This is a genomic window from Haloarcula sp. CBA1115 (assembly GCF_000827835.1).
GTDB classification, from domain to species: domain Archaea; phylum Halobacteriota; class Halobacteria; order Halobacteriales; family Haloarculaceae; genus Haloarcula; species Haloarcula hispanica.
On the sequence record NZ_CP010529.1, the window covers coordinates 1,985,232 to 2,008,671 of the forward strand.

The 23,440-nt window shown below is 63.6% G+C and carries 25 protein-coding genes; 15 read left to right on the forward strand and 10 right to left on the reverse strand.

The window, feature by feature from the left end; genetic code table 11:
• Window positions 1–23: 23 nt before the first annotated feature.
• Window positions 24–917, reverse strand: coding sequence for a CBS domain-containing protein (locus SG26_RS09890; RefSeq protein WP_014039395.1), 894 nt, complete (start codon window positions 915–917; stop codon window positions 24–26).
• Window positions 918–1,004: 87 nt separating this feature from the next.
• Here SG26_RS09890 and SG26_RS09895 point away from each other — a divergent pair, with 87 nt between their 5' ends.
• The 3 genes from SG26_RS09895 (at window position 1,005) to SG26_RS09905 (ending at window position 3,655) form a co-directional block, all read left to right on the forward strand.
• Window positions 1,005–1,961, forward strand: coding sequence for a lamin tail domain-containing protein (locus SG26_RS09895; protein ID WP_050038268.1), 957 nt, complete (start codon window positions 1,005–1,007; stop codon window positions 1,959–1,961).
• 51 nt (window positions 1,962–2,012) lie between these two features.
• Window positions 2,013–3,068: a molybdopterin-dependent oxidoreductase gene (locus SG26_RS09900; protein WP_050037485.1), complete on the forward strand. Its 1,056-nt coding sequence runs from the start codon at window positions 2,013–2,015 to the stop codon at window positions 3,066–3,068.
• Window positions 3,069–3,310: 242 nt separating this feature from the next.
• Window positions 3,311–3,655, forward strand: a complete 345-nt coding sequence (locus SG26_RS09905; RefSeq protein WP_014039398.1) for a hypothetical protein — start codon at window positions 3,311–3,313, stop codon at window positions 3,653–3,655.
• Between the two features lie 57 nt (window positions 3,656–3,712).
• Here the strand turns inward: SG26_RS09905 and SG26_RS09910 are convergent, their stop codons facing one another.
• The 7 genes from SG26_RS09910 to SG26_RS09940 all read right to left on the reverse strand — a co-directional run bounded on the left by SG26_RS09910 (window position 3,713) and on the right by SG26_RS09940 (window position 9,195).
• Window positions 3,713–4,336 carry an HAD family hydrolase gene (locus SG26_RS09910; RefSeq protein WP_014039399.1) on the reverse strand — a complete coding sequence of 208 codons (624 nt, stop codon included), beginning with the start codon at window positions 4,334–4,336 and terminating at the stop codon, window positions 3,713–3,715.
• Entirely contained in the window at window positions 4,333–4,755 is a 423-nt protein-coding gene (locus SG26_RS09915) for an RNA-binding domain-containing protein (protein ID WP_014039400.1), read from the reverse strand. Before SG26_RS09915 ends, SG26_RS09910 begins: the two co-directional genes overlap by 4 nt.
• A complete protein-coding gene (locus SG26_RS09920; RefSeq protein WP_050037486.1) occupies window positions 4,752–5,315 on the reverse strand; it encodes an AAA family ATPase in 564 nt (187 codons plus the stop codon). The genes SG26_RS09915 and SG26_RS09920 overlap by 4 nt, the downstream gene beginning before the upstream one ends.
• A 51-nt stretch (window positions 5,316–5,366) precedes the next feature.
• Window positions 5,367–6,209 carry a polyprenyl synthetase family protein gene (locus SG26_RS09925; RefSeq protein WP_004594002.1) on the reverse strand — a complete coding sequence of 281 codons (843 nt, stop codon included), beginning with the start codon at window positions 6,207–6,209 and terminating at the stop codon, window positions 5,367–5,369.
• Between the two features lie 61 nt (window positions 6,210–6,270).
• Window positions 6,271–7,221 carry an electron transfer flavoprotein subunit alpha/FixB family protein gene (locus SG26_RS09930; protein WP_050037487.1) on the reverse strand — a complete coding sequence of 317 codons (951 nt, stop codon included), beginning with the start codon at window positions 7,219–7,221 and terminating at the stop codon, window positions 6,271–6,273.
• Complete coding sequence (locus SG26_RS09935; protein WP_008311121.1) at window positions 7,221–8,012, reverse strand: electron transfer flavoprotein subunit beta/FixA family protein; 792 nt, start codon at window positions 8,010–8,012, stop codon at window positions 7,221–7,223. Before SG26_RS09935 ends, SG26_RS09930 begins: the two co-directional genes overlap by 1 nt.
• A gap of 85 nt (window positions 8,013–8,097) precedes the next feature.
• Window positions 8,098–9,195 (reverse strand): hypothetical protein, encoded by a 1,098-nt coding sequence (locus tag SG26_RS09940; RefSeq protein ID WP_014039403.1) that lies wholly within the window; start codon window positions 9,193–9,195, stop codon window positions 8,098–8,100.
• A 154-nt stretch (window positions 9,196–9,349) separates the two neighbouring features.
• Between SG26_RS09940 and SG26_RS09945 the strand changes: the two genes are divergently transcribed.
• Entirely contained in the window at window positions 9,350–10,582 is a 1,233-nt protein-coding gene (locus tag SG26_RS09945) for a hypothetical protein (protein ID WP_050037488.1), read from the forward strand.
• A 185-nt stretch (window positions 10,583–10,767) separates the two neighbouring features.
• Here the strand turns inward: SG26_RS09945 and SG26_RS09950 are convergent, their stop codons facing one another.
• Entirely contained in the window at window positions 10,768–11,388 is a 621-nt protein-coding gene (locus SG26_RS09950; RefSeq protein WP_008311118.1) for a methyltransferase domain-containing protein, read from the reverse strand.
• Window positions 11,389–11,503: 115 nt separating this feature from the next.
• Here SG26_RS09950 and ahaH point away from each other — a divergent pair, with 115 nt between their 5' ends.
• From ahaH to SG26_RS10005, 11 genes are all read left to right on the forward strand, one after another.
• Complete coding sequence (ahaH, locus tag SG26_RS09955; protein ID WP_014039405.1) at window positions 11,504–11,836, forward strand: ATP synthase archaeal subunit H; 333 nt, start codon at window positions 11,504–11,506, stop codon at window positions 11,834–11,836.
• Window positions 11,823–14,075: a V-type ATP synthase subunit I gene (locus tag SG26_RS09960; RefSeq protein ID WP_050037489.1), complete on the forward strand. Its 2,253-nt coding sequence runs from the start codon at window positions 11,823–11,825 to the stop codon at window positions 14,073–14,075. Before ahaH ends, SG26_RS09960 begins: the two co-directional genes overlap by 14 nt.
• Window positions 14,076–14,293: 218 nt before the next feature.
• The gene (locus SG26_RS09965; RefSeq protein WP_008311113.1) at window positions 14,294–14,557 is read left to right on the forward strand and encodes a F0F1 ATP synthase subunit C; all 264 of its coding nucleotides are present in this window, start codon (window positions 14,294–14,296) and stop codon (window positions 14,555–14,557) included.
• A 22-nt stretch (window positions 14,558–14,579) separates the two neighbouring features.
• Window positions 14,580–15,164, forward strand: a complete 585-nt coding sequence (locus tag SG26_RS09970) for a V-type ATP synthase subunit E (protein ID WP_008311110.1) — start codon at window positions 14,580–14,582, stop codon at window positions 15,162–15,164.
• Window positions 15,161–16,234 carry a V-type ATP synthase subunit C gene (locus SG26_RS09975; RefSeq protein ID WP_050037490.1) on the forward strand — a complete coding sequence of 358 codons (1,074 nt, stop codon included), beginning with the start codon at window positions 15,161–15,163 and terminating at the stop codon, window positions 16,232–16,234. The genes SG26_RS09970 and SG26_RS09975 overlap by 4 nt, the downstream gene beginning before the upstream one ends.
• Window positions 16,231–16,554, forward strand: coding sequence for a V-type ATP synthase subunit F (locus SG26_RS09980; protein ID WP_014039408.1), 324 nt, complete (start codon window positions 16,231–16,233; stop codon window positions 16,552–16,554). Before SG26_RS09975 ends, SG26_RS09980 begins: the two co-directional genes overlap by 4 nt.
• A 2-nt stretch (window positions 16,555–16,556) precedes the next feature.
• Window positions 16,557–18,317 carry an ATP synthase subunit A gene (locus SG26_RS09985; RefSeq protein ID WP_050037491.1) on the forward strand — a complete coding sequence of 587 codons (1,761 nt, stop codon included), beginning with the start codon at window positions 16,557–16,559 and terminating at the stop codon, window positions 18,315–18,317.
• Between the two features lie 2 nt (window positions 18,318–18,319).
• The gene (locus tag SG26_RS09990; protein ID WP_014039410.1) at window positions 18,320–19,738 is read left to right on the forward strand and encodes an ATP synthase subunit B; all 1,419 of its coding nucleotides are present in this window, start codon (window positions 18,320–18,322) and stop codon (window positions 19,736–19,738) included.
• 93 nt (window positions 19,739–19,831) lie between these two features.
• Window positions 19,832–20,584: a bacteriorhodopsin gene (locus SG26_RS09995; RefSeq protein WP_023843114.1), complete on the forward strand. Its 753-nt coding sequence runs from the start codon at window positions 19,832–19,834 to the stop codon at window positions 20,582–20,584.
• A gap of 108 nt (window positions 20,585–20,692) precedes the next feature.
• Entirely contained in the window at window positions 20,693–21,385 is a 693-nt protein-coding gene (locus SG26_RS10000) for a V-type ATP synthase subunit D (RefSeq protein ID WP_004593983.1), read from the forward strand.
• Window positions 21,386–21,441: 56 nt separating this feature from the next.
• Window positions 21,442–21,834, forward strand: a complete 393-nt coding sequence (locus SG26_RS10005) for a DUF6276 family protein (RefSeq protein WP_014039412.1) — start codon at window positions 21,442–21,444, stop codon at window positions 21,832–21,834.
• A 27-nt stretch (window positions 21,835–21,861) separates the two neighbouring features.
• On the opposite strand, the gene prf1 is transcribed toward SG26_RS10005, so the two are convergent.
• The gene (gene prf1, locus SG26_RS10010; protein ID WP_050037492.1) at window positions 21,862–23,118 is read right to left on the reverse strand and encodes a peptide chain release factor aRF-1; all 1,257 of its coding nucleotides are present in this window, start codon (window positions 23,116–23,118) and stop codon (window positions 21,862–21,864) included.
• Window positions 23,119–23,440 lie beyond the last annotated feature (322 nt).

The window sequence follows — 23,440 nt, forward strand, 5'->3', positions numbered from 1 at the left end:
ACAGGATGCGCCCGACTGTCGGCTCAGGCTGTGTCCGGAATCGGGTCGGAGATGACGACGGCGTCGCCCTCGATGACGCAGTTCCCCTCTGAATCGTCAACGGCCGTGGCCAGGCGGAACCGGTTGTCCTTGATGCGCTCGACGACTTCGCAGTGGGCCGTGACTTCCTCGTCGATGTCGACGGGCCCCTGATAGCTCAGTTCCTGGGAGAGGTAGATTGTCAGCCCGGGGAGTCGCGCCAGGGCTGCACTGATAATTCCGGAAACGAGCGTTCCGTGGGCGATCCGGCGGCCGAAGCGCGTCCCCTCGGCGAACGCCGCGTCGAGGTGGAGTCTGTTCGTGTCGCCGCTCGCCTCGGCGAAGGCCTCCACATCGGCCTTGGATATCGTCTTGCTGAACTGGACGTGGTCACCCACGTCGATACCGTCGGCGGTCCCGTAGCTCTCGAACGTCCAGTCCTCGTTCTCGTACAGCGTGTCCGGCCGGGTGAACCGCTTTCGCTGGGTCTGGTCGTCGAACGCTCCCCTTGCCCGCGAGAGGTGCGGGATATAGTCCGAGAGGTCGGTCGTCGTGACGATGCCGACGAGAGACCCGTCCTCGACGACGGGCAGTTTCTTGATGTTGTTCGTCCGCAGCCGATCCACGGCCGTTTCGATGTCCGCGTCGGGCGTGACCGTCAACAGCGTCTCGGTCATTACGTCGCTGACCGACAGCGCTCTGGTATCTCCCTCGGCTGCGGTGACGGCGACGATGTCGCTCTCCGTGATGATGCCGACACAGCCGCCATCGTCCTCGACGACGAGTGAACCGATATCCTCGTCGCGGAGGCGTTGAGCCGCCTCGATGACCGGAGCGTCGGGGCTGATCGTTTTGACCGGCGTCCGCATGATATCTCTGACTGGTAGCGGGACGAGCATCCTACCGGAACCCAGACATGGCAGACGTATAACAGTCCGCCCGACGACACCGGCACCCTTGTGTCGCCGGCCACCGACATCTCGACAATGCGTCGGCTCGCGTTCGGTCTCGTCGTCGTCCTCGTGGTCGCTGCCGGCTGCAGCGGCTTCACTACTTCTCCGTCTCAGCCCGCGGGGACCGCCGTTGACAGCCAGTCAGCAGTCGACGTTCCGGAGCCCGCTGTCACCGTGACCGTCACAGCTGTCGTCGACGGCGATACGATACAGGTCGCCTACGAGAACGGGACTGGTGACACGGTCCGACTGGTCGGTGTCGACACGCCCGAAGTCCACACCGAGAACGACCCCGCGGAGTTCGAGGGCGTCCCCGAGACCGACGCCGGTGCGTCCTGCCTCCGCAGGGCCGGCACGAACGCGTCGTCGCTCGCCAAGCAACAACTGCTGGGCGAGACAGTCGGGCTCGCGTTCGACCAGAATCTGGACCGCCGCGGCTACTACGACCGACTGCTGGCCTACGTCGTCCTCGACGGGACGCTGTTCAACTACCGACTCGTCGAGACTGGTCATGCGAGGGTATACGACAGTGAATTCTCCCGCACCGACCGATTCTACGCGGCCGAGGACGCTGCCCGCTCCGATCGGCGCGGGCTCTGGCGCTGTACGGACCCGGACGCAGTGACCCACACGGCTATCGCCGACGGCGGGACCGAGAGTGCCAGCGGCGTCGAAATCGCGGAAATCCATCCCGATGCGACGGGCAACGACAACGAGAACCTGAACGACGAGTACGTCACGCTCACGAACACCGGTGACGCGGCTCTCGACCTTTCCGGGTGGACAGTCAGCGACGAAGCCGGCCACCAGTACGCGTTCACGGACCTGACCCTCGACCCGAACGCGTCGGTGACCCTCTACACCGGAAGCGGAACCGACACTGACACGGAACGGTACTGGGGCCGGAACGGGGCGGTCTGGAACAACGACGGCGACACTGTCGTCGTCCGGAACGCCAGCGGCGAGACGGTCCTGCGGCAGTCGTACTGACGCCGCCACGCTGCCACGGCAGTATAAGCCGCTCCAGTGCTAACCGCTGTCATGGCCATCCGCCGGCTGACGCCCACGCCACGGGCGGTCGACTGGGGGCTGTTCGCGGCGGTGGCGACGCTCCTTGTCTCCGGTGTCGCCACCATCTTCGCAGGCATCCCCAGCAGCGCGTGGATTATCGACATCCACGCACTCTCCGGCGTCGTGCTGATCCTCCTCCTGCCGGTGAAGCTCCACCGCGTTTCCACCCGCGTCGCTCCGTCGCGGCTGACCGGGACTCGCGTCCTCTCGGTCGTCCTGGCGGCAGTCGCGCTGGGCGCGCTCGGCACCGGCGTCTGGTGGATATTCGGCGGCACGCTCGACCTCGGGCCGTGGGGGCTGTTTCACCTGCACGTCGCGCTCGGCCTGCTGGTCCCGCCACTGCTACTGGTGCATCTCCGTGCTCGGTTCTACTCTCCAAGACAGGCCACCCGTGGCGGCCGCCGGGACATCCTCCGGTACGCCGGGCTGGTGACTGCCGGTGCGCTCCTCTGGCGAGTTCAGGGGCCAGTCAACGACGCGCTCGACTCGGCCGGCGCGGACCGCCGGTACACCGGTTCGCGGGAGGAAGGAACCGACGACGGCAACCGGTTCCCCGTCACCAGTTGGGTCGCCGACGATCCGGACCCGGTCGACGCCGCCGACTGGTCGCTGTCGGTCGCCGGTCGGGTCGCTCGGGAGCGCAGTTACGCCGCAGACGAGCTCTCTCCGGATGCGACCGAATCCGCGATTCTGGACTGCACGAGCGGCTGGTACTCCGGCCACGAGTGGCAGGGCGTTCGCGTCGGGGACCTGCTCGACGCCGTTGACCCCGACGACGCGGCGGCGTGGGTCCAGTTCCGCTCGGTGACCGGCTACCGGTGGAGCCTCCCGCTGTCGGAGGCCCGCGATGCCGTGCTGGCCACCCACGTCGACGGCGAGCGCCTGGCCCACGGGCACGGCTACCCGCTCCGACTCGTCGCACCGGGCCGCCGTGGCTTCCAGTGGGTGAAGTGGGTCGAGTCGGTCCGGGTCAGCAAGCGCCGCGAACTCGGTGAGTGGCTCGCGATATTCGTGAGCGGGCTCTGAATTTGTCCATGTGCTCCCAGCGGTAGCGCGGTCGCTGTTCCTTCAGGAAATCCCGTTTGGAAAGAGGAGATTACCCGCAGTATCTGCTCACTTCGGACGGGAACACCCCGACGCACTGTCTCTCTACGCTGACTCGGCGCTCAGCACAGTACGACAGGCCCAGCGGTCGAAAGAGCAGCTTACCACTGTAGTTGTCATTGAAGCTACCACTAACGAAGTGCTGTGGAGCAGTAGCGGGGGCTATGAACTGGCGGCAGCCCGCCCGACTCACCGGCCCGTCGAACACCGCCGTCGCCCTGTGGGTGGTTGCCGTCGCCTTCTTCGGCGTCGGCGACCTCGTCACGACGCTCGTCGGCTACAGCATTACCGGCGTGACAGAGCTCAGTCCGGTCGTCAAGCTACTGCTGGAACAGCACGCACTGCTGGTGCTGACTGGCCTGAAAGCCGCCGTGTTCGTGGGCTTTTTCGCCATCTGGAAGTACGTCTCCTGGCCGTACTCCATCGGTGTCCCGCTCGGACTGGCGCTGCTGGGCGTCGTGGTGACGGCGTGGAACACCGGCATCATCCTCACCGCCCTTCTGGCCTGAAACCGCCGGCTGACCGCCTCTGATACCCACGGCGTTCTGTGCCGGCAGTTGTATGTGCTACACCAGCGCGTCGATAGAATCCCAGAGGTCCGGTCCGCCGTCCTCACCCGACTCGTAGTGAATCGGCACGAAGCCGGCGTTGCGGGCCCCTTCCACGTCGGTTTCGTACTCGTTGCCGACCATCACGTACTCGTCGGCCGGCAGTTCCTCTCGGACCCGGTCGAACGGTGCGCTGTCCGGCTTGTGTGCGCCAACCTCGTAGGAGGCGACGAAGCGGTCGAACAGGTCGGTCAGCCCGTGGTGGTCGAGCTTGCCGAGCTGGCGCTCCCGGATGCCGTTGGTGACAATCGCGAGCTGGTTGTCGGCAGCGAGTGCGGTCAGGCTATCCCGGGCCGCCTCGGGCACGGTCGTCGATGCGTATTCGGTCTCTCTGAGCGTCTCGACCAGTGCATCGAGGTCCACGTCTGCCCCGGCCGCTTCGACGACGGCGGCCATCGACTGCCGGTACGGCTCCGGCTCCAGCGCCTCAAAGGCCGTGTAAAACACGTCCTTGCTAACGGCCCGTAGCTCGTCCGTGTACTCGATACCGTGGGCCTCGACCGTCCGGCGGATGATGTTCTTGTACGGCTCCGGGTAGTGGACGACCGTGTCGTCGAGGTCGAAACAGATGGTCGTCGTCATGTCTCCTCGTCGTAGACCGGCTGGCCGTCCTCGGTCGGCGGCGCGACGTAGTCGATGTACTCCTCGGCCGTCGGTTCGTGGACGGTCACGTTCACATGGATGTCGCCCAGTTCAGAGGGGTCACCGACCGCGAAGTTGATTCGGCCTTCGAACGCCGCTTGCTTCTTCACGTCGAACGCGAAGGTGTCGCCCTCTAGATTATCGAAGAAGACCGACCGGGCTGTATCCAGGATTTCCCGCCGGTGGAGCAGCTCGGAAAACCCGTCCATCGTGTGGACTTCGGCGACGAGTGCACCCTGCTGGTGAGTCGGGTCAGCCTCAGGGAAGAGATTCCGGACCGCGTCAGCGACCCGGTCGGTCACTTCAGTGTCGTTGACGGGGACTTCGATTCGGATGTCGACGGAGTAGACGGCGCTCATTGGTCGAGTGCCTCCGGACCGTCCCGAATCAGTGTACGAACAGTCCGCTGGAACGCGGCCAGCGTCTCCGTGTTCTCGATGGTCAGGTCGGCCATCTCCATGGCCTCGCCCATTCCGAAGCCGAGTTCGCGAGCGTCGCGGTCCTCGAGCGATTCGCCGCCGTCCTCCGCCGAGGTGTCCCGTCCACGGAGGTCGAGGCGGTCGGCCCGCAGTTCGAACGGAGCGTCTACCTCGACGAGTAGGAACGTGTCGCCGAACGCCGATTCGAACGCTTCGACCTCTACGTCCGACCGGATACCGTCGACGAGGACGGTGTCGTTCGATTCGAGTTCTGCCTCGATCATCGGTAGCGAGCGCTCGGCGATAGCGGCGGGGCCGTTCTCCTCTCGGAGCGCCTTCGCGACCGTCCCGTGGTCTGTCGCGGGGTCAAGCCCGCGGTCGCGGCACTCCTCGCGGATGACGTCGCCCATCGTCACGACCGGCACGCCCATCTCGGCGGCGACGTTCGCTGCCTCGCTTTTCCCGCTGCCCGGCAGCCCGACGATACCGATAACTGTCATTGCCGGGCGTAATCGAGCAGCGGGCAAAAGCCCTCCCGTTCGGATCGGTCCTCACCGCTCGCGGACAACGACGAACTCCGCGAGGTCCCGCAGGTACTCCATCGACTGGGACTCCGGGGCGTCGATGGTCGACAGCGACTCCAGCGCGGCGTCGGACTCGGCCCGCGCTCGCTCGTTTGCCTCCTCGGTCGTCAGTTCCGTCACTTCCACCAGCGACGGCCGCTCCATCTCCGCGTCGGTCCCGGCCGGCTTGCCCAGCGTTTCGGCGTCGGCCGTCGCATCGAGTACGTCGTCACGCATCTGGAAGGCGACGCCGACCCGTTCGGCGTACTGGCCGACCGCCTCGACCGTGTACGGATCCGAGTCGGCGGCGATAGCTCCAAGTTCCGCCGCAGCGCGGAACAGCGCCCCGGTTTTCCGGCGAGCCAGTTCCATGTACTCCTTCTCGTTGGAGGGCTCCGCGACCAGTTCCATCGCCTCGCCCTCGCCCAGTTCGACCATCGACTCGGAGACGGTCTGCATGGCGCGCTCGTCCGTCGAAAAGAGATTGAACGCTTCGCCGAGTAGGCCATCGGAGGCGATGATGGCCGGGCCGTGGCCGAAGGCTTCCCAGGCAGCCGGGGACCCCCGCCGGAGTTCTGACTCGTCGATGATGTCGTCGATGACCAGCGAGGCGTTGTGGACGAGCTCGATGCCGACCGCGAAATCGACGGCATCGGCCGGCTCCCCGCCCAGCGCCTCACACACCAGCACTGTCACCGTCGGCCGCACCCGCTTCCCCCCGGAAAGCGCCACATGACGCACTTCGTCTGCGAGTTCGTCCGGCTCCACGCTGTCGAGGACAGCCTCCAACCGCTCCTCGACCCGGTCCCGCCGGCGCTCGAGATACTCCATTACCGCTCCCTTAGGACTACCATAAAAAGTACCTTGTCACCCGCGATTCAGTGTATCGTGGCTACTGGAACTGCTCGATAAGTGCCGGGACGACCTCGAATAAGTCGTCCTGAATGCCGTAGTCGGCGATATCGAAGATCGGTGCGTTCGGGTCGGTGTTGATGGCGACAATCGTGTCCGAGCCCTTCATCCCGGCGACGTGCTGGACGGCTCCGGAGATGCCGATAGCGATGTACACGTCTGGTGTGACGACCTTCCCGCTCTGGCCGACCTGGCGGTCCTTCGCCAGCCAGCCGTTATCGATGAGCGGCCGCGAACCCGACACCGTCGCGTCCAGCGCCTCAGCGAGGTCGTGGATGATATCCAGGTTCTCTTCTTCTTCGATACCGCGGCCGACGGACACCAGCACGTCCGCGTCCGTGATGTCGATATCGCCACCGCCGACCTCCTCGAAGCCTTTCACGGTCGACCTGATGGCACTCTCGTCGATGGTCGCGTCGAACGCCTCGATGGCAGCATCCCCGTCCGCTTCGATGGTCGGCCACTCAGCCGGACGGATGGTCACGGCCGCCTGGTCGGCGTGGACGTCGATTGTCGTTTCGGCTTTCGAGCCGTACAGTTCTCTGGTTGCAGTGAGGCCGTCCTCGGCGTCGATGTCGACTACGTCGGTCACGAGCGGCCGGTCCAGCCGGTTGGCGACTGCCGGCGCGTAATCGAGGCCGTTGACGCTGTTGGGCATCAGGAGGACGGTCGGGTCCAGCTCCGTGGCCAGTTGGGTGACGACCTGCGTGTACACGTCGTGGTTGAACTCCTCGCCGATATCGACGGTGTGGACGGTGTCGACGCCCTCGCGGTTCAGCTCTGCCCCGAACGCCTCGACGTCACCGCCGATGACGGCGGTGTGTAGCTCGCCGCCGAGTTCGTCGGCGAGATCGCGACCGGCTGCTAACTGTTCTAAGCTCACCGGTCGGAGCTCCCCACGCCGGTGTTCGGCGATAGCGAGGACCGACATTAGCTGGTCACCCCCTTCTCCGCGAGCAGTTCAGCCAACTCGGTCGCCGTCTCTTCGGGACTCCCCTCGAACACCGTCGCCTCGCCCTCGGTTTCAGGCTCGTATAGCGAGGTCTGTTCCAGCGGGCTCTCGATCCCGGCCGCGTCGAGGCCGATATCCGCCAGGCTGTACTCCGCGAGCTCCTTGCTCTGGGCCTGCCGGATGCCCCGAAGGCTCGCGTAGCGTGGGTCGTTGATCCCGGTCTGTATCGTCAGGACGGCCGGAATCTCGATGTCGGTGAGTTCCTCGACGCCGCCTTCCAGTTCCCGGTGGACGCTCGCGACACCTGCCTCCAGATCGAGGTCGAGGTCGTTGACGACAGCGCCCCACTCCATGTCGAGTTTGTCGGCCAGCGTGACGCCGGTCGCCCCGAACCCGTCGTCGGCGGACTGGACGCCGGTCAGCACCAGATCGGGGTCTTCCTCGGCAGCGACGGCGGCCAGCACTTGGGCCTTCGTTTCGGGGTCCAGCAGGCCGGCGTCATCGAGTGCGTCGTCCCAGACACGGATCGCCCGGTCGGCCCCTTTCGCCAGCGCTTGCCGGATCGTTTCGTCCGTCTCGGACGGGCCGATAGTGGCGGTGACGACCTCGACGTCGTCGTGGGCCTCCTTTATCTGGACGGCCGCTTCGACAGCGTACTCGTCCCACTCGTTGAGGTCGGCTGTGACGTACCGGTCGTCGATAGCGAGTCCGTCGATCTCGAACTCGTCGTCGACGGCTGCCACCTCCTTCACCGTGACAAGGATTTTCATGCTGAGACGTCCGACCGGACAGCGAATAAACGTTTTCGAACCAGAAACCACGCCCGGCTCGTTTACAGTCAAATAGTCCGGACAGTTACTCGTCGAAGTCGGTGATCTCTTCGTCCGGGAACGAAATGAGGTTCTCCCGACCGATACGGAGTTTGTCGATGCGGCCCTCCTCGTCCATCGCTGAGAGCAACTGCGACACCTTCGCGTTCGACCACCCGGTCTCGGAGACGATGCGAGCCTGCTTCATCCGTCCGCCGTTTTCTTCCAGGAGCCGTTCGACGCGTTCCTCGTCGCTCAGCAGTTCGACGTCGACGTCGTCCGAGGCTGTGGTGTCGCTCACCGGGGCTGCCGTCCCGGTACTGTCGTCTCCGTCGTCGTCGGTCCCGGCAGCAACCGATGGCAGCGCGTCAGTGTATCCGGTCTTGAACATGTAACCGACGGCCCCGACGAGCAGCACCATCAGCACGACCCCGCCGATCCAGGTCGAGTCGACGCCGCCGAACATCGATCCAGGGGTTTCTGCCGGCGTCTGGGTATCCGGTTGTTCGCCAGTGTACACGACGGACAGGTACCCCGGCTCGAACGTCCGCCGTCCTTCGAAAACCAGCTTTCCGTCGTCGACGGCGCTCGGGGCGCTCTCCACCCCGTACTCAGGCGGTGGCGAGATAACGAGTCGCTGGTCCGCAGTTAGCGTCCCGAACCACGTACCGTCCGTTGAATTGAACGCGTCCCCGACGACGATGTTCTCGCCGGTGACGACTGCGAAGTTCGTCCACGTAAACTCGAGGATCAGTTGCCCCTTGCGGTCTGACACCTCGTACCGACGGTCGACGTCGGTAATCTCCATCTCGCGGCCGGTGACGGCACTGGCCTCGTCGCTCGCTTCCCGGAACGACGGCAGCCACACTGCCTCGGTGTCCTCGCTGGCGAACTGCTCACCGGTGTTCCTAAACCACTCAGTTTCGGATTCGTCGAGCGCGTAGGTGTCTGTTATCGTCCACTTGGCATCGCCGTTCGATTGGATCTGGAGAGCGAACGTCGTGTTCTCCGCGACCGGTGTCGGCGTCCCGGTCGTCTGCTGGGCGGGGACGGTATCTGTTGCCGCCGCTGTCGCAAGCGGCGGGGTCGCCAACAGGGCAAACAGGACAAGGAGGAGGAGGGCACCTGATACCCGCGGGGTCATTCTCGTTCACCGATGAACGTTCTGGGGGCAAAACCCTTTCCATCCGAGAATAAAACGTCAGCGGACGCTTTGAAAGGTCTCGTGGCTTCTCAGGTCATTATTGATACATGGAGAATGGGGAGATTTTTGTACGGTGGGCGAGTATTCGATGCTGATGCGTCCCCTCCCCGCAGTCGGTGTGATCCTCCTCATGGTCGTCTCCGTGGCTGCCCCAGTGACTGGGTTCGCCTCGCCGGCCCAGACCGCTGACGGCAGCGATCAGTTGCCACAGATCACGGTTGTCGACAACACGACGAACCATCTCACTATCCCGGCCAGCGACGTCAGGTCGACGACGTACAACCAATCGTCGATCGATGTCGGCGTCGCGGTTGCAGCCGGATCCAGTGACCTGCGGAGCGACTACGCGACGACGACGTTCGAACGGAAGTTCTTCCAGCAGGACAGCGAGGCCGCCCGCGACCGCCTCGTCGACGAGACATTGACCAATATCGAAAGCAAGCGAACGAGTCTGGAACAACGGAATCAGATCGCGATCCAGCAGTACGCAAACGGTGCGATAACCGCTAGGGAGTTCCTGCGACAGCGGGCGCTGCTCGACGCAGAGTCACGTCAACTGGCCACCCGACTCGACCGGATTCGGGCGACCGCTGGTACCGCACCGGACTACTCACTGTCACCGAACCAGCGCTTCCGGCTGGAAAACAACAGGGGCGTGCTCAAGACGTCCCGTGGCCCGATTAGTCAGCGTATCAGCGCTGAAACCGCCGGTAATACCGAGCCGAACACGGTATACGTCGAGGTTTCGTCCGAGGGGTACATGCTGTCGACGGTCGCAGGCGGTCGGTACACGCGTGAGACGTATCTCGGACAGGACCGCGAACAGACGGCAATCGACCAGTTCGCCCGGACCAACGACTCCCTCCGTGCGGTCAACACGCGGGCGGAGACTCTCTACCCGTGGCTCTACAGCGAGCAGTACCCGTCCGTCCAGACGTACGGCCGGAGTGCCATCTACCAGATTCAGGCCGATCACTCGAACGGACAGCTAACGGCCTATCTCGACGGCGGCACGACGAATGTCTTCTACGAAACCCAGCACCTCGAACTGACGACAGTCGACCGGTCGGAAGTAGCGACGAACGTGAACCAGTCAGTTCGCGTCCGAGTCGAGCAGTCCTTCGAGTCCGGACCGCTGCTCGTCACGGTCAGCGACAACAGTACGGGATCCACGGCGGATTCGACTGTCAGGATAAACGGTAAACGGATCGGGACGACCGGTACAGACGGCTCTCTCTGGACTGTCGAACCCCGTGGAGAGTACACGGTTACCGTCACCACACAGGACGGCGACCGAGTACGGGTTCCCGTCAGTGGATCGGCGTAGCACGGAAGAAAGCGGCTCTATGGTCGCTGTTACTCTGGTACTTCTGCAATCGTCGTAATCGCTCGCGGACTACCTGGTCGGGACTGCCGGACCACCTTTTTCCGGCTCGGGTAACCTCCGGTTACCGCTCACCGCAAAAACGTGGGCGAAAAAGCGGCTACTCGCTTTGCTCGTGGCTGAAGGGCTTACTCGGGTACTTCTGCAATCGTCGTAATCGCTCGCGGACTACCTGGTCGGGACTGCTGGATGTGGTGTTCGAACTCCTCGAATCCGGCCTCAGTGAACATCCGGTCGGCTTCCTCTTCGTCGTAAAACAGCATGATGGCGTCGGCCATCTTCTGGAAGACAGTCGAGTTCGGGTAGTCGGGGCCGACGATGAGGACCTTGCCACCGGGTTTGGTCAGTCGGCGACACTCCGCAAGCGCGTCGACGGGGTTGGGCCAGTACTCGATGGACCCCGAGGACCACACCGCATCGAAACTGTCGTCCTTGAACGGGAGTCGCTCGGCGTCACCGAGATGATAGCGCACGTCGCCGAACTTGCCGAACTTCTCGAACGCTTTCGAGAGCTGGTGGGGGCTCTGGTCGAGCCCGTACACCGTATCGACGTGTTCGAGCAGCCCCTCGGTGGCGAAGCCGGTGCCACAGCCGACATCGAGGACCTTGTCGTCGGGCGAAAGATCGAGCATCGCAATCGCCTCGTCGCGCATCCGCTCGTCCCAGATGAAGGGGTTGATCTGGTCGTACACCTTCGAGAGATACTTGTAGAACGTCCGCGCGCGGGCCTTGTTCTCGAGGACTCCCATTACTGCCAGCTTAGGACTTGGCGGTCATAATTCCCCGGATTTTGGCCGCTCTATCACACGGGGAAACTTCGCAACTACCAAATAGCCGCTCTGGCAACGCTCACATGATTAGAGAATGCCACGGCCAGAAGTTCTTGACAGGATACAGGAGGCCGAGCAGGAGGCCGACGAGATCGTCGCAGAGGCCGAACAAGACCGCGAAGACCGCATCTCGGAGGCCCGCGAGGAGGCCGAGGAGATCCGCGAATCCGCGCGGGAAGAGGCCGAGGCGGCCGCCGAAGACCGTCTCGAAGCGGCTCGCGAAGAGATCGAGGCCGAGCGCGAGCAGATCATCGAAGACGGTGAGAGCGCTCGCGACGACCTCGAACAGCAGGCCAGTGAACAGATCGACGAGGTAGTCGAATACGTCACAGACCTGTTCGAGGAGGCGGTGCATGCTCAGACCTGAGAAGATGTGCCGCGTCTCGGTGACGGGGTCGAAACGCGCGATGGAGCAGACTATTGAGGCCGTCCACGACCTCGATATGCTCCACGTCACCGAGTATGACGGCTCCTGGGACGGATTCGAACCCGGGAACTCGCTCGACGGAACCAACGAGGTCTCGGACAAGCTCGTCACGGTTCGCTCGCTGCAGTCCATTCTGGGTGTCAGCGAGGAGGACGCCGGTCCGACGCGGGTCGTCACAGACGACGCGATCGAGGACCAACTCGAAACAGTCCGAACCGAGGTCAACGAACTCGACGACCGACGCGACGAGGTCCGTGACGAACTCCGGGCCGTCGAGGACCGTATCAACACGATGGCGCCGTTCGTCACGCTCGGCATCGACCTCGACCTGCTCCGTGGCTACGACTCGCTGTCCGTCGTTGTCGGCGAGGGCGACAGCGACGAGATCGAGGCTGTCCTCGCAGACAGCGACGTCGGGACGTTCGAACTGTTCACCGAGGACGGCATCGTCGCCGTGTTCGCACAGGCCGAAGAAGACGCCCTGCAGGACGCGCTCGTCGGGGCGACGTTCTCCCGACTCGAAATCCCCGACGGCGACGGCGACCCGACGGCGTATCTCGAAGAGCTGGAACACGAGAAACAGCAGCTCGAATCGAAGCTCTCGACCGTCGAGGACGAACTCAACGAACTCCGACTCGACCACGCCGGGTTCCTGCTCGCGGCCGAGGAGAAACTGGCTATCGAGGCCCAGAAGGGCGAAGCGCCGCTCACCTTCGCAACGACGGAAAACGCCTTCATCGCCGAGGGCTGGATTCCGAACGAGCGCTACGAGGAGTTCGAGCGGGCCCTTTCGAGTACTGTCGGCGACGCTGTCGACATCGACAGGATCGAAATCGCCGAGTACGACAGCGAGGGGCACGCAGAGTCCCACGAAGAAGTCGAGCGGGAAGGCGGCAACGGCGGCGAACCCGTCGGAAGCTCCGTCGATGCTCCCGAACCGGAGAGCGAGCGCCAACCGCAGGAAACCGTCGCTGACGGTGGCGTCATCACGATGGGTGACGACGCGCCGCCAGTCATTCAGGACAACCCGAAAGGCGTCAAGCCGTTCGAGGACCTCGTCGAGGTCGTCAACCGGCCGAAGTACGGCGAGTTCGACCCGACGGTCGCCTTCTTCCTGACGTTCCCGGCCTTCTTCGGGTTCATGATCGGTGACGTCGGGTATGGACTGCTGTACCTCGCGCTCGGCTACGGGCTGTACTCAGCGGTTGACAGCGATGTGCTGAAAAGCCTCGGGGGTGTCGGAATGTGGGCCGGTGGATTCACGATGCTGTTTGGCCTGCTGTACGGCGAGATCTTCGGCCTGCACACAATCTCGAACGTCGTGTGGCCTGCCCTCGGGTTCGAAGGGGCGCCGTTCCACAAGGGACTGCAGCCGGCGTACGGTGAGTACGCGATCGGGTGGCTGACGCTGAGCCTGCTGGCCGGGATGCTCCACCTCGCTGTGGGGTGGACGTTCGACTTCATCGAGAACCTGAACCACGGCCTCTGGGACGCCGTCACCGAGAGCGGCTCCTGGCTCCTGATGCTGTTTGGCCTCTGGGCCTGGGTGTTCTCCGGCGCAGCGGGCTCGGCACCGGACTTCCTCTACACCGCTGAGGAAGGCATCTTTGCCGGGAACCCGTTCCCGCTCGGCTTCGCCGGGCTCCCGGCTATCGACCTGTTCAGTGTCGGTGGGTTCCCGATATCAGCGTGGTTGCTGGTGTTTTTCGCTGGCCTCGTGTTGCTGGCGCTCGCTGACCCCATCGAAGTCGTCGAGTTCCTCAACGTGTTCGTGAACGTGCTGTCGTACACGCGACTGGCAGCAGTACTCCTGGCGAAGGCCGGGATGGCCTTCGTGGTCAATCTGCTGTTCTTCGGTGTGTTCGTCACGGACGACGGAGCGTGGCACTTCGGTATCAGTCACGCACCGAGCTACTACCTCGAGGAAGGCGTCTACCACGGCCACGAAGTCACAGAGGTCATGTTCGGAGGCCTGATGCACTCGGGCATCGCTGGTCTCGTCGGTGGACTGCTCGTCCTTGTGCTGGGGCACCTCCTCGTCCTCGTACTGGGTATCACCAGTGCCGGACTACAGGGTGTGCGTCTCGAATACGTGGAGTTCTTCGGCAAGTTCTTCGAGGGCGGCGGCAAGCGGTACAACCCGTTCGGCTACGAGCGGACCTACACCACTGACGACTGACCGCTATCGACCTTACTTCCGATATTTGTCGGTACTCCGGTAGCTACTGCCCTACCGTCGCGTACTCGGGGGCTGGTACCAGATGACAACCGTGGTTGAGAGCGCGGCTAAACCCACGGAACAGCATCTTGACGAAGTGTTTTGGGAAGCTTTATGAAGTCCGTGGAGTCACATACGCCTGTTCGGACACGAGCAACCTCAGAGAGGATCTCAACAACATGATAGAAACTATCGCACTCGTTGTCAACGCTGTACTGCAAGAAGGTGGCGCCGCTGCTCCGGCTATCCCGGGAGAAGCTGCTGCAGCCCTCGCTGTCGGGCTGGCTGCGCTCGGTTCGGGATACGCGGAACGTGGGATCGGGGCCGCCGCCGTCGGCGCAATCGCAGAAGACGAGAGCATGTTCGGCCGTGGGCTCATCCTGACAGTCCTGCCGGAAACGCTCGTCATTCTCGCGCTGGTCGTCGTCTTCATCCTCGGTTAACCACTCTCTCCCTTTTCCAATAATGAGCCTTCAAACAGTCGTAGAGGACATCCGCGACGAGGCCCGCGCGCGTGCTCAGGAGATTAGCGACGCGGCCGACGAACGTGCCGAGGAGATTATCGCCGACGCCGAGGCCGACGCCGAGCAGATCCACGAGGAACGTGAGGCCGAGGTCGAGCGGACCATCGAGCAGGAGCGAGAGCAGCGACTCTCCTCCGCGAAGCTCGAGGCCAAACAGGCTCGACTCAACGCCCGGCGTGACATCCTCGAAGACGTTCACGGCGACGTAGAGGACGCGCTTGCGGCCCTCGAAGGGGACCGACGAGAGGAACTGACACGCGCACTGCTTGACGCCGCCGTCGATGAATTCGACGACAGCGACGAGCTGTCGGTGTACGGCCGTGCGTCGGACCAGTCGCTTCTCGAGGATGTACTCGATGACTACGACGGCGCGACGTACGCCGGTGAGCGGGACTGCCTCGGCGGCGTCGTCGTCGAGAGCGGTGAGTCGCGAGTCCGTGTGAACAACACGTTCGATTCCATCCTGGAGGACGTCTGGGAGGACAACCTGAAAGCAATCAGCGACCGCCTGTTCGAAGACCAATGAGTTCGCGAACGGGAACGAGCGGCCAGGGAAGCAACTACGAGTACGTCATCGCACGGGTTCGTGCCCGAAGCGCGTCCCTGTTCGACGATGACGACTACCGGAAACTGGTCCGCATGGGGACGGGCGAAATCGCCCGCTTCATGGAGGAAACGGAGTACGAGACCGAAATGAACGCGCTCGGCTCCCGGTACGACGGCGTCGACCTCGTCGAGTACGCGCTGAACCGCAACCTCGCGAAACACTTCGACGACCTGCTTCGCTGGTCCGAGGGGGCGCTGTACGACTACATCGCCCGCTACCTGCGGAAGTTCGACGTGTGGAACGCTAAGACCGTCATCCGTGGGCTCTACTCGGACGCGGAACGGACCGAGGTCGAGGACGACCTCATCCGGGCCGGCGAGTTCACCGACCGGCGTATCGAGGACCTGCTGAACGCCGGTTCTATCGAGGAGGTCGTCGAGCAGCTCGACGACACTATCTTCGGTGACACGATGGCCGAGGCGTTCGACGTCTACGAGGAAAGCGGCGTCCTCGTGCCTCTGGAGAACGCGCTCGACCGCGCCTTCTACGAAACACTGCTGTCCGGCTTGCCGGATAATCCGGAGATCGACAGCCCGACCGGGCTGTACGTCGAGTTCCTGGAGACGGAAGTCGACTTCCGCAACCTCCGGAACGCGCTCCGGCTGGCCCGCAGTGGCGCGGACCTCGACCCCTCGGAGTACTTCATCGAGGGCGGCCAGCTGTTCGACGCACAGGAAGTCGCACAGCTGTCGACGAATCTCGACCAACTGGTCAGTGCCGTTCGCGAGAGCAAGTACGGCGACGACCTCGATCAGGCGCTGTCGGCGCTTGAGGAGGCCGACAACCTCATCGACTTCGAGCGGGCGCTGGACGCGGCGCTGCTCGAATACGCCGACCGGCTCTCGAACCGCTATCCGCTGTCGGTCTGTCCGGTGTTGTCGTACATCCTCAAAAAGGAGCGCGAGGTCGACAACATCCGGGCCATCGCCCGCGGTCGCGAGGCCGGCCTCGGCCCCGACGAGATCGAACAGGAGCTGGTGATACTATGAGCCAGGAGATAGCTGTCATCGGAAGCCCGGAGTTCACGACGGGCTTTCGGCTGGCTGGCGTCCGCAAGTTCGCGGACGTGCCTGCTGACGAGAAAGACGAGCAGCTCGACGACGCCGTCGAGGAGATGCTCGACGACGACGACGTCGGTATCGTCGTGATGCACGACGACGACCTGTCGCATCTCTCACGCGGTGTCAGGCAGGACGCGGAGACCAGTGTCGAACCGGTGATGGTCACACTCGGCGGCGGCACTGGGAGCGGCGGACTGCGTGAACAGATCAAGCGAGCCATCGGTATCGACCTGATGGACGAGGACTAACCATGAGTCAAGCAACAGACACAGACGTCCGCGAGGACGGCATTATCGAAAGCGTCTCGGGACCGGTCGTAACGGCTCGGGACCTCGACGCCCGGATGAACGACGTCGTTTACGTCGGCTCGGAAGGGCTGATGGGCGAGGTCATCGAGATCGAAGGAAACATCACCACGATTCAGGTGTACGAGGAGACCTCCGGTGTCTCCCCCGGCGAACCCGTCGAAGGGACGGGCTCGCCCCTCTCCGTGGACCTCGGGCCGGGCATGCTCGACGCCATCTACGATGGTGTCCAGCGCCCGCTCGACGTGCTCGAAGAGAAGATGGGGTCGGCGTTCCTCGACCGCGGTGTCGACGCGCCGGGTATCGACCTGGAGAAGACCTGGGAGTTCACCCCTGAAGTCGAGGAAGGCGACGAGGTCGAGGCCGGCGACATCGTCGGCACCGTCCCCGAGACGCCGAGTATCGACCACAAGGTGATGGTCCCGCCCGACTCCGAGGGTGGCGAGGTCGTCGCCATCGAATCGGGCAACTTCAACGTCGAAGAGACGGTCGTCGAACTGGACAGCGGCGAGGAGATCCAGATGCACCAGGAGTGGCCGGTGCGCCAGCAGCGCCCGACCGTCGACAAGGAGACCCCGACGGAACCGCTCATCTCGGGCCAGCGCGTACTCGACGGCCTGTTCCCGATTGCGAAGGGCGGGACGGCCGCCATTCCCGGTCCGTTCGGGTCCGGGAAGACGGTCACCCAGCACCAGCTCGCCAAGTGGGCCGACGCGGACATCGTCGTCTACGTCGGCTGTGGTGAGCGTGGCAACGAGATGACTGAGGTCATTGAGGACTTCCCGGAACTCGAGGACCCGACCACTGGCAACGCGCTGATGGACCGGACCTGCCTCATCGCCAACACGTCGAATATGCCTGTCGCGGCACGCGAATCCTGCGTGTACACGGGGATCACCATCGCGGAGTACTTCCGCGACATGGGGTACGACGTGGCGCTGATGGCCGACTCCACCTCCCGGTGGGCAGAGGCCATGCGCGAAATCTCCTCCCGACTCGAGGAGATGCCGGGCGAGGAGGGGTACCCTGCGTACCTTTCCGCTCGCCTGAGCGAGTTCTACGAACGTGCCGGGTACTTCGAGAACATCAACGGGACCGAGGGCTCTGTCTCAGTCATCGGGGCCGTCTCGCCGCCTGGCGGGGACTTCTCCGAGCCGGTCACCCAGAACACGCTGCGTATCGTCAAGACGTTCTGGGCGCTGGACGCGGACCTGGCCGAACGCCGGCACTTCCCCTCTATCAACTGGAACGAGTCGTATTCGCTGTATCGCGACCAGCTCGATCCGTGGTTCGAGGACAACGTCCGGGCCGACTGGCCGGAGACGCGCCAGTGGGCCATCGACACGCTGGACGAGGAAGCGGAACTGCAGGAGATTGTCCAGCTCGTCGGGAAGGATGCGCTGCCGGAAGACCAGCAGCTGACGCTCGAGATCGCCCGCTACCTGCGCGAGGCGTGGCTCCAGCAGAACGCCTTCCACGACGTGGACACGTTCTGTGAGCCCGAGAAGACCTACCGCATCATGGACGCCGCCAAGACGTACAACGATGCGGCCTTCGAGGCGCTGGATGCCGGTGTCCCCGTCGAGGAGATCACCGACATCGACGCCGCGCCGCGGCTCAACCGTATCGGCGTGCAGGAAGACTACAACGAGTACATCGACGACCTCGAAGACGACATCGAGTCTCAACTGCGGGAGCTGTACTAACAATGAAAGAGTATCAGACAATCACGGAGATCAGCGGACCGCTGGTGTTCGTCGAAACCGACGAACCGGTCGGCTACGACGACATCGTCGAAATCGAGCTCAGCGACGGCGAGACCCGCCGTGGCCAGGTGCTCGAATCCGCGAGCGACTACGTTGCCATTCAGGTGTTCGAGGGGACCGAGGGTATCGACCGCGATGCCTCGGTTCGCTTCCTCGGCGAGACGATGAAGATGCCCGTCACCGAGGACCTCCTCGGGCGGGTCATGGACGGGACCGGTCAGCCGATCGACGGTGGGCCCGAGATCGTCCCCGACGAACGCCGCGACATCGTCGGCGAGGCGATCAACCCCTACTCCCGGGAGTACCCCGAAGAGTTCATTCAGACGGGTGTTTCGGCCATCGACGGCATGAACACGCTCGTCCGCGGCCAGAAACTGCCGATCTTCTCAGCCTCCGGCCTGCCGCACAACGACCTGGCGCTGCAGATCGCGCGACAGGCGACGGTGCCGGAAGAGGAGGACGGCGAAGACGACGAAGGGTCAGAGTTCGCTGTCATCTTCGGCGCGATGGGTATCACGGCCGAAGAGGCAAACGAGTTCATGGACGACTTCGAGCGCACCGGCGCGCTGGAACGCTCCGTCGTCTTCATGAACCTCGCGGACGACCCGGCCGTCGAGCGGACGATTACGCCGCGGCTGGCGCTGACCACCGCCGAGTACCTTGCCTTCGAGAAGGACTACCACGTCCTGGTCATCCTGACGGACATGACCAACTACTGCGAGGCACTGCGCGAGATCGGTGCCGCGCGTGAGGAGGTCCCGGGCCGGCGTGGCTACCCCGGATACATGTACACTGACCTGGCACAGCTCTACGAGCGTGCCGGTCGGATCGAGGGTCGCGAGGGGTCCGTGACTCAACTCCCGATCCTGACGATGCCGGGCGACGACGATACGCACCCGATTCCGGACCTGACCGGGTACATTACCGAAGGCCAGATCTACATCGACCGCGACCTCAACAGCCAGGGCATCCAGCCGCCGATCAACGTTCTGCCCAGCCTGTCGCGGCTGATGGACGACGGTATCGGCGAGGGGCTGACTCGCGCCGACCACGCCGACGTGAAAGACCAGATCTTCGCCGCGTACGCGGAAGGTGAGGACCTGCGCGACCTCGTGAACATCGTCGGTCGCGAGGCGCTGTCGGAACTGGACAACAAGTACCTGGACTTCGCCGACCGCTTCGAGGAGGAGTTCGTCGATCAGGGGACCGACACGGCCCGCAGTATCGACGAGACGCTCGAACTCGGCTGGGACCTGCTCTCGATGCTCCCGAAGGATGCGCTGAACCGCATCGACGAGGACCTCATCGAGGAGCACTACCGCGAGGACGAGACCGCCGAAACTGTCGAAGCCGAAGCCTGACAACGGCCCTATATCTCACGGCTCTTCGCAATTTTTACCATATATTTTGGGTACGCGACTGTTTAGCGTTGACCTCCTATACTAGAGTGCACTATGCCAGAACCAGGGAGTGAAGCGATATGGCTGTGGTTAGGTACAGCGGGCATGTTCCTCGGCATGCTATACTTCATCGCGCGTGGCTGGGGTGAAACCGACAGCAGGCGTCAGAAGTTCTACATCGCGACAATACTGATCACGGCAATCGCGTTCGTGAATTACCTCGCGATGGCACTCGGGTTCGGCCTGACGTTCATCGAGTTCGGCGGGTCGGAACACCCCATCTACTGGGCGCGATACACCGACTGGCTGTTCACGACGCCGTTACTGCTGTATGACCTCGGACTGCTTGCAGGGGCAGACCGCAACACCATCGCCTCGCTCGTCAGCCTCGACGTGCTGATGATCGGTACCGGTGTGGTCGCGACGCTAAGCGCAGGGAGCGGCGTGCTGTCGGCCGGCGCGGAACGGCTGGTCTGGTGGGGTATCAGCACCGCCTTCCTGCTGGTCCTGCTGTACTTCCTGTTCGCCTCGCTGTCCGGTCGGGTCGCAGACCTGCCCAGCGACACGCGGAGCACGTTCAAGACGCTGCGAAACCTCGTGACGGTCGTGTGGCTGGTCTACCCGGTCTGGTGGCTCGTCGGCAGTGAAGGACTCGGCCTCGTCGGTATCGGGATCGAGACGGCCGGCTTCATGGTCATCGACCTCGTCGCCAAGGTCGGCTTCGGTATCATCCTGCTCCGTAGCCACGGCGTGCTTGACGGTGCTGCGGAGTCGACCAGCACCGGCGCAACGCCTGCAGACGACTAACGACTGCCGTTCGCCGACTTCGTTTTTTGGGTGTCGATCCGGAAGCGGCGGCGCTCGAACCGAAATAACTGGAAACCGTTAACTGCCTACGTCGAAAAAAGACCCGTAATGGCTAAGGACGTCAAACCCACGCGCAAGAATCTGATGCAGATCGAGGACCGCATCGAGCTGTCCGAGCGTGGGCACGACACGCTGGAGAAGAAGCGTGACGGCCTCATCATGGAGTTCATGGACATTCTGGACCAGGCTCAGGACGTCCGTGAAGACCTCGACGGTTCCTACGAACGGGCCCAGCGCGCGATCAACATGGCCCGGGCGATGGAAGGCGACGTGGCCGTCCGCGGGGCCGCCGCAGCACTGAAAGAACACCCGGAACTGACGACCCAGTCGAAAAACATCATGGGCGTCGTCGTCCCGCAGATCGAGTCCAGCAAGGTCCGGAAGTCACTGGACGAACGCGGCTACGGCGTCATGGGAACCTCGGCCCGCATCGACGAGGCCGCCGAGGCCTACGAGGAACTGCTCGAGAACATCATCCTCGCCGCCGAAGTCGAGACGGCGATGAAGAAGATGCTCGAAGAGATCGAGACGACGAAACGGCGTGTCAACGCCCTCGAATTCAAACTCCTGCCCGATCTCTACGACAACCAGGAGTACATCGAGCAGAAACTCGAAGAGCAGGAGCGCGAAGAGATCTTCCGCATGAAGAAGATCAAAGCCAAGAAAGAAGAGGAAGAGGACGCGCTCGCGGCCGAAGAGGAAGCACAAGAAGAGCCCGAAGCGGTCACTGCTGACGACTGATCGGGGAGTCCGTCCTGACCGGTATCGTTTTTGCGCTTTCAGGTTCGTGCTTGAGTATGTCCTGTCCCGACTGCGGTGGCGACCTCGTTTCGTTCCCAGTCCCGGCCGATCTCCAGCAGTTTCTCCCCGGGAACGCACCGGGGGCCAGCGTCTGCCAGTCCTGTTTAACTCTCGAACCGGAGACGGAGCCACCCACTGCTGTCCCGGACTTTACTGGTCTCGATAGTTCCATCCCCGATAACGACGGCGCAGCGGTCCCGCTGGTGTTGCTCGTCGGGCTGCTCGATTCGCTGGCGATGCACCGGGCGGAGATCACTGCGTTGCTGGAACGAATCGAGCGTGAGGGCGTCGACCCGCTACTGGTACTGGACCGCCTCGACGCCAGCTACGGGGAGGCGGCCCACGTCGACCTCGGCCGTCGTCGTCGGCAACTGGAACAGTTGTTATAACAGAACTGAAAGTGCGAACGACGGTCGTTAGACGCCCGTCGAGTAGCGCAGCAGGCCGGCGACGCCGCCGAAAGCAGTCAGCAGCTGTTCGCCCTTCTCGAAGTCCGTCGAGATGAACACCGTCTCGGTGCCGCGCTGGTCGGCCAGTTCCATCAGGTGGTCGATGGCGTCGTCGCGCTCGCCGTCCTCGGCGTCGACGGTGGCGCCACAGCGGGAACAGTCGTGGTCGTCGGTGCTCGCGTTGCTGTTGATGAGTTCGTATTCGTCGTGGCCGTTCTCGCAGGTGTAGGCGACCACGTCCTTCCGGAGGTCCTCGGAGATGAGCAGCTGTTCGACCGCGCCCATGTTGAGGTTCTGGCGCGTCTGGTCGAAGCCGTAGGTGGCTTTGTCCCCGTTGTGGAGCTGCTTGAAGAAGTCCTCCATGAGCTCCTTGTCCCGGAGCATCTCGTGTTCGGCCAGCACCTCGTCGGCCGCGTCCACGAGGTCGTACAGCCCTGACTCGTCGGTGTAGGCCACGTCGAACTTCCCCAGTACCATGTCCTGGAGTTCGTGGTGGAGGTAGTCGCCGTCGAGGAACTCGTCTTTCGTCGGTGAGGGGCCGCCGACGAGGATGCCGTCCAGTTCGTGGCGGTCGGCGACGAACAGATCGTTGGCCATGCCGGCGACTTCCTGATAGAAGTTGTCGATGGCTTCCAGCCGGAGGCGGGCGAACCGCTGGGCGGACTGGCCACCTTTCCGCTGCTTGCCCGGCACCAGCGAAGAGGCTGACTTGACGGGCTCGACGCGCTTGCCCTTCAGCCAGCCGACGTTGGCCTCGCGTCGGTCGAGCACGATGAGGCCGAACAGCCCTTTGTCGGCCAGCATGTGCTCCAGGGGCTCGGTGAGGAACTCCGAGTCACAGTGATAACGGAACGACTCGATGGGGTCCGGCGGGGATTCGAGTACTTTCGTTACCATGTCGGTCCGACCGCCGCCGGTGTCGAATGCACCCGAGAACACGACCAGCCCGTTGTCAGGAGGTCGCACGTCGTAGTACCGGAGGCGGTCCTTGATTGAAGTGAGTGCGTCCTGCACCGCCGTCCGGGTGTCCTTCGATTTGATGTTCGAGGCTTCGGAGTGCTCCTGGGTGACGTGAGCGACGACATCGCTGATCAGCTTGTCCTCGGGCACGTAGATAGAGACGAGTTGGGTTCCCGAGCCCTGGTACCCTTTGAGTTCCTCTATGACCTTCCGGAACTCGTATTTCTGCTTGTCAGATTGTTCCTGTTCCTGCTGCTCGCTCATTACTCTATGTTGGCCGAGGTGGCGTAAGAACCTGTTGACAGCGAGGGGCGCGAACGAAGTGAGCGGCCCTCGTACCGAAGCGGCGACCGAAGAGAGCCGCGGAGGAAGCCAGTGCGATTCGAGCGAAGCGAGAATCGCAGGACGGGCGAGCGGGGAGGGACGACCCGCGAGCAGCGAGGGGCGCGAACGAAGTGAGCGGCCCTCGCACCGGAACGGCGACCAACGGGAGCCGTGGAGGGAGGGAGCGAAGGGCGCGTGAAGCGGCAAAGCCGTGAGGCCGATACGACAGACGTGACAACCGAGATACCTGACTGGCCGTGAA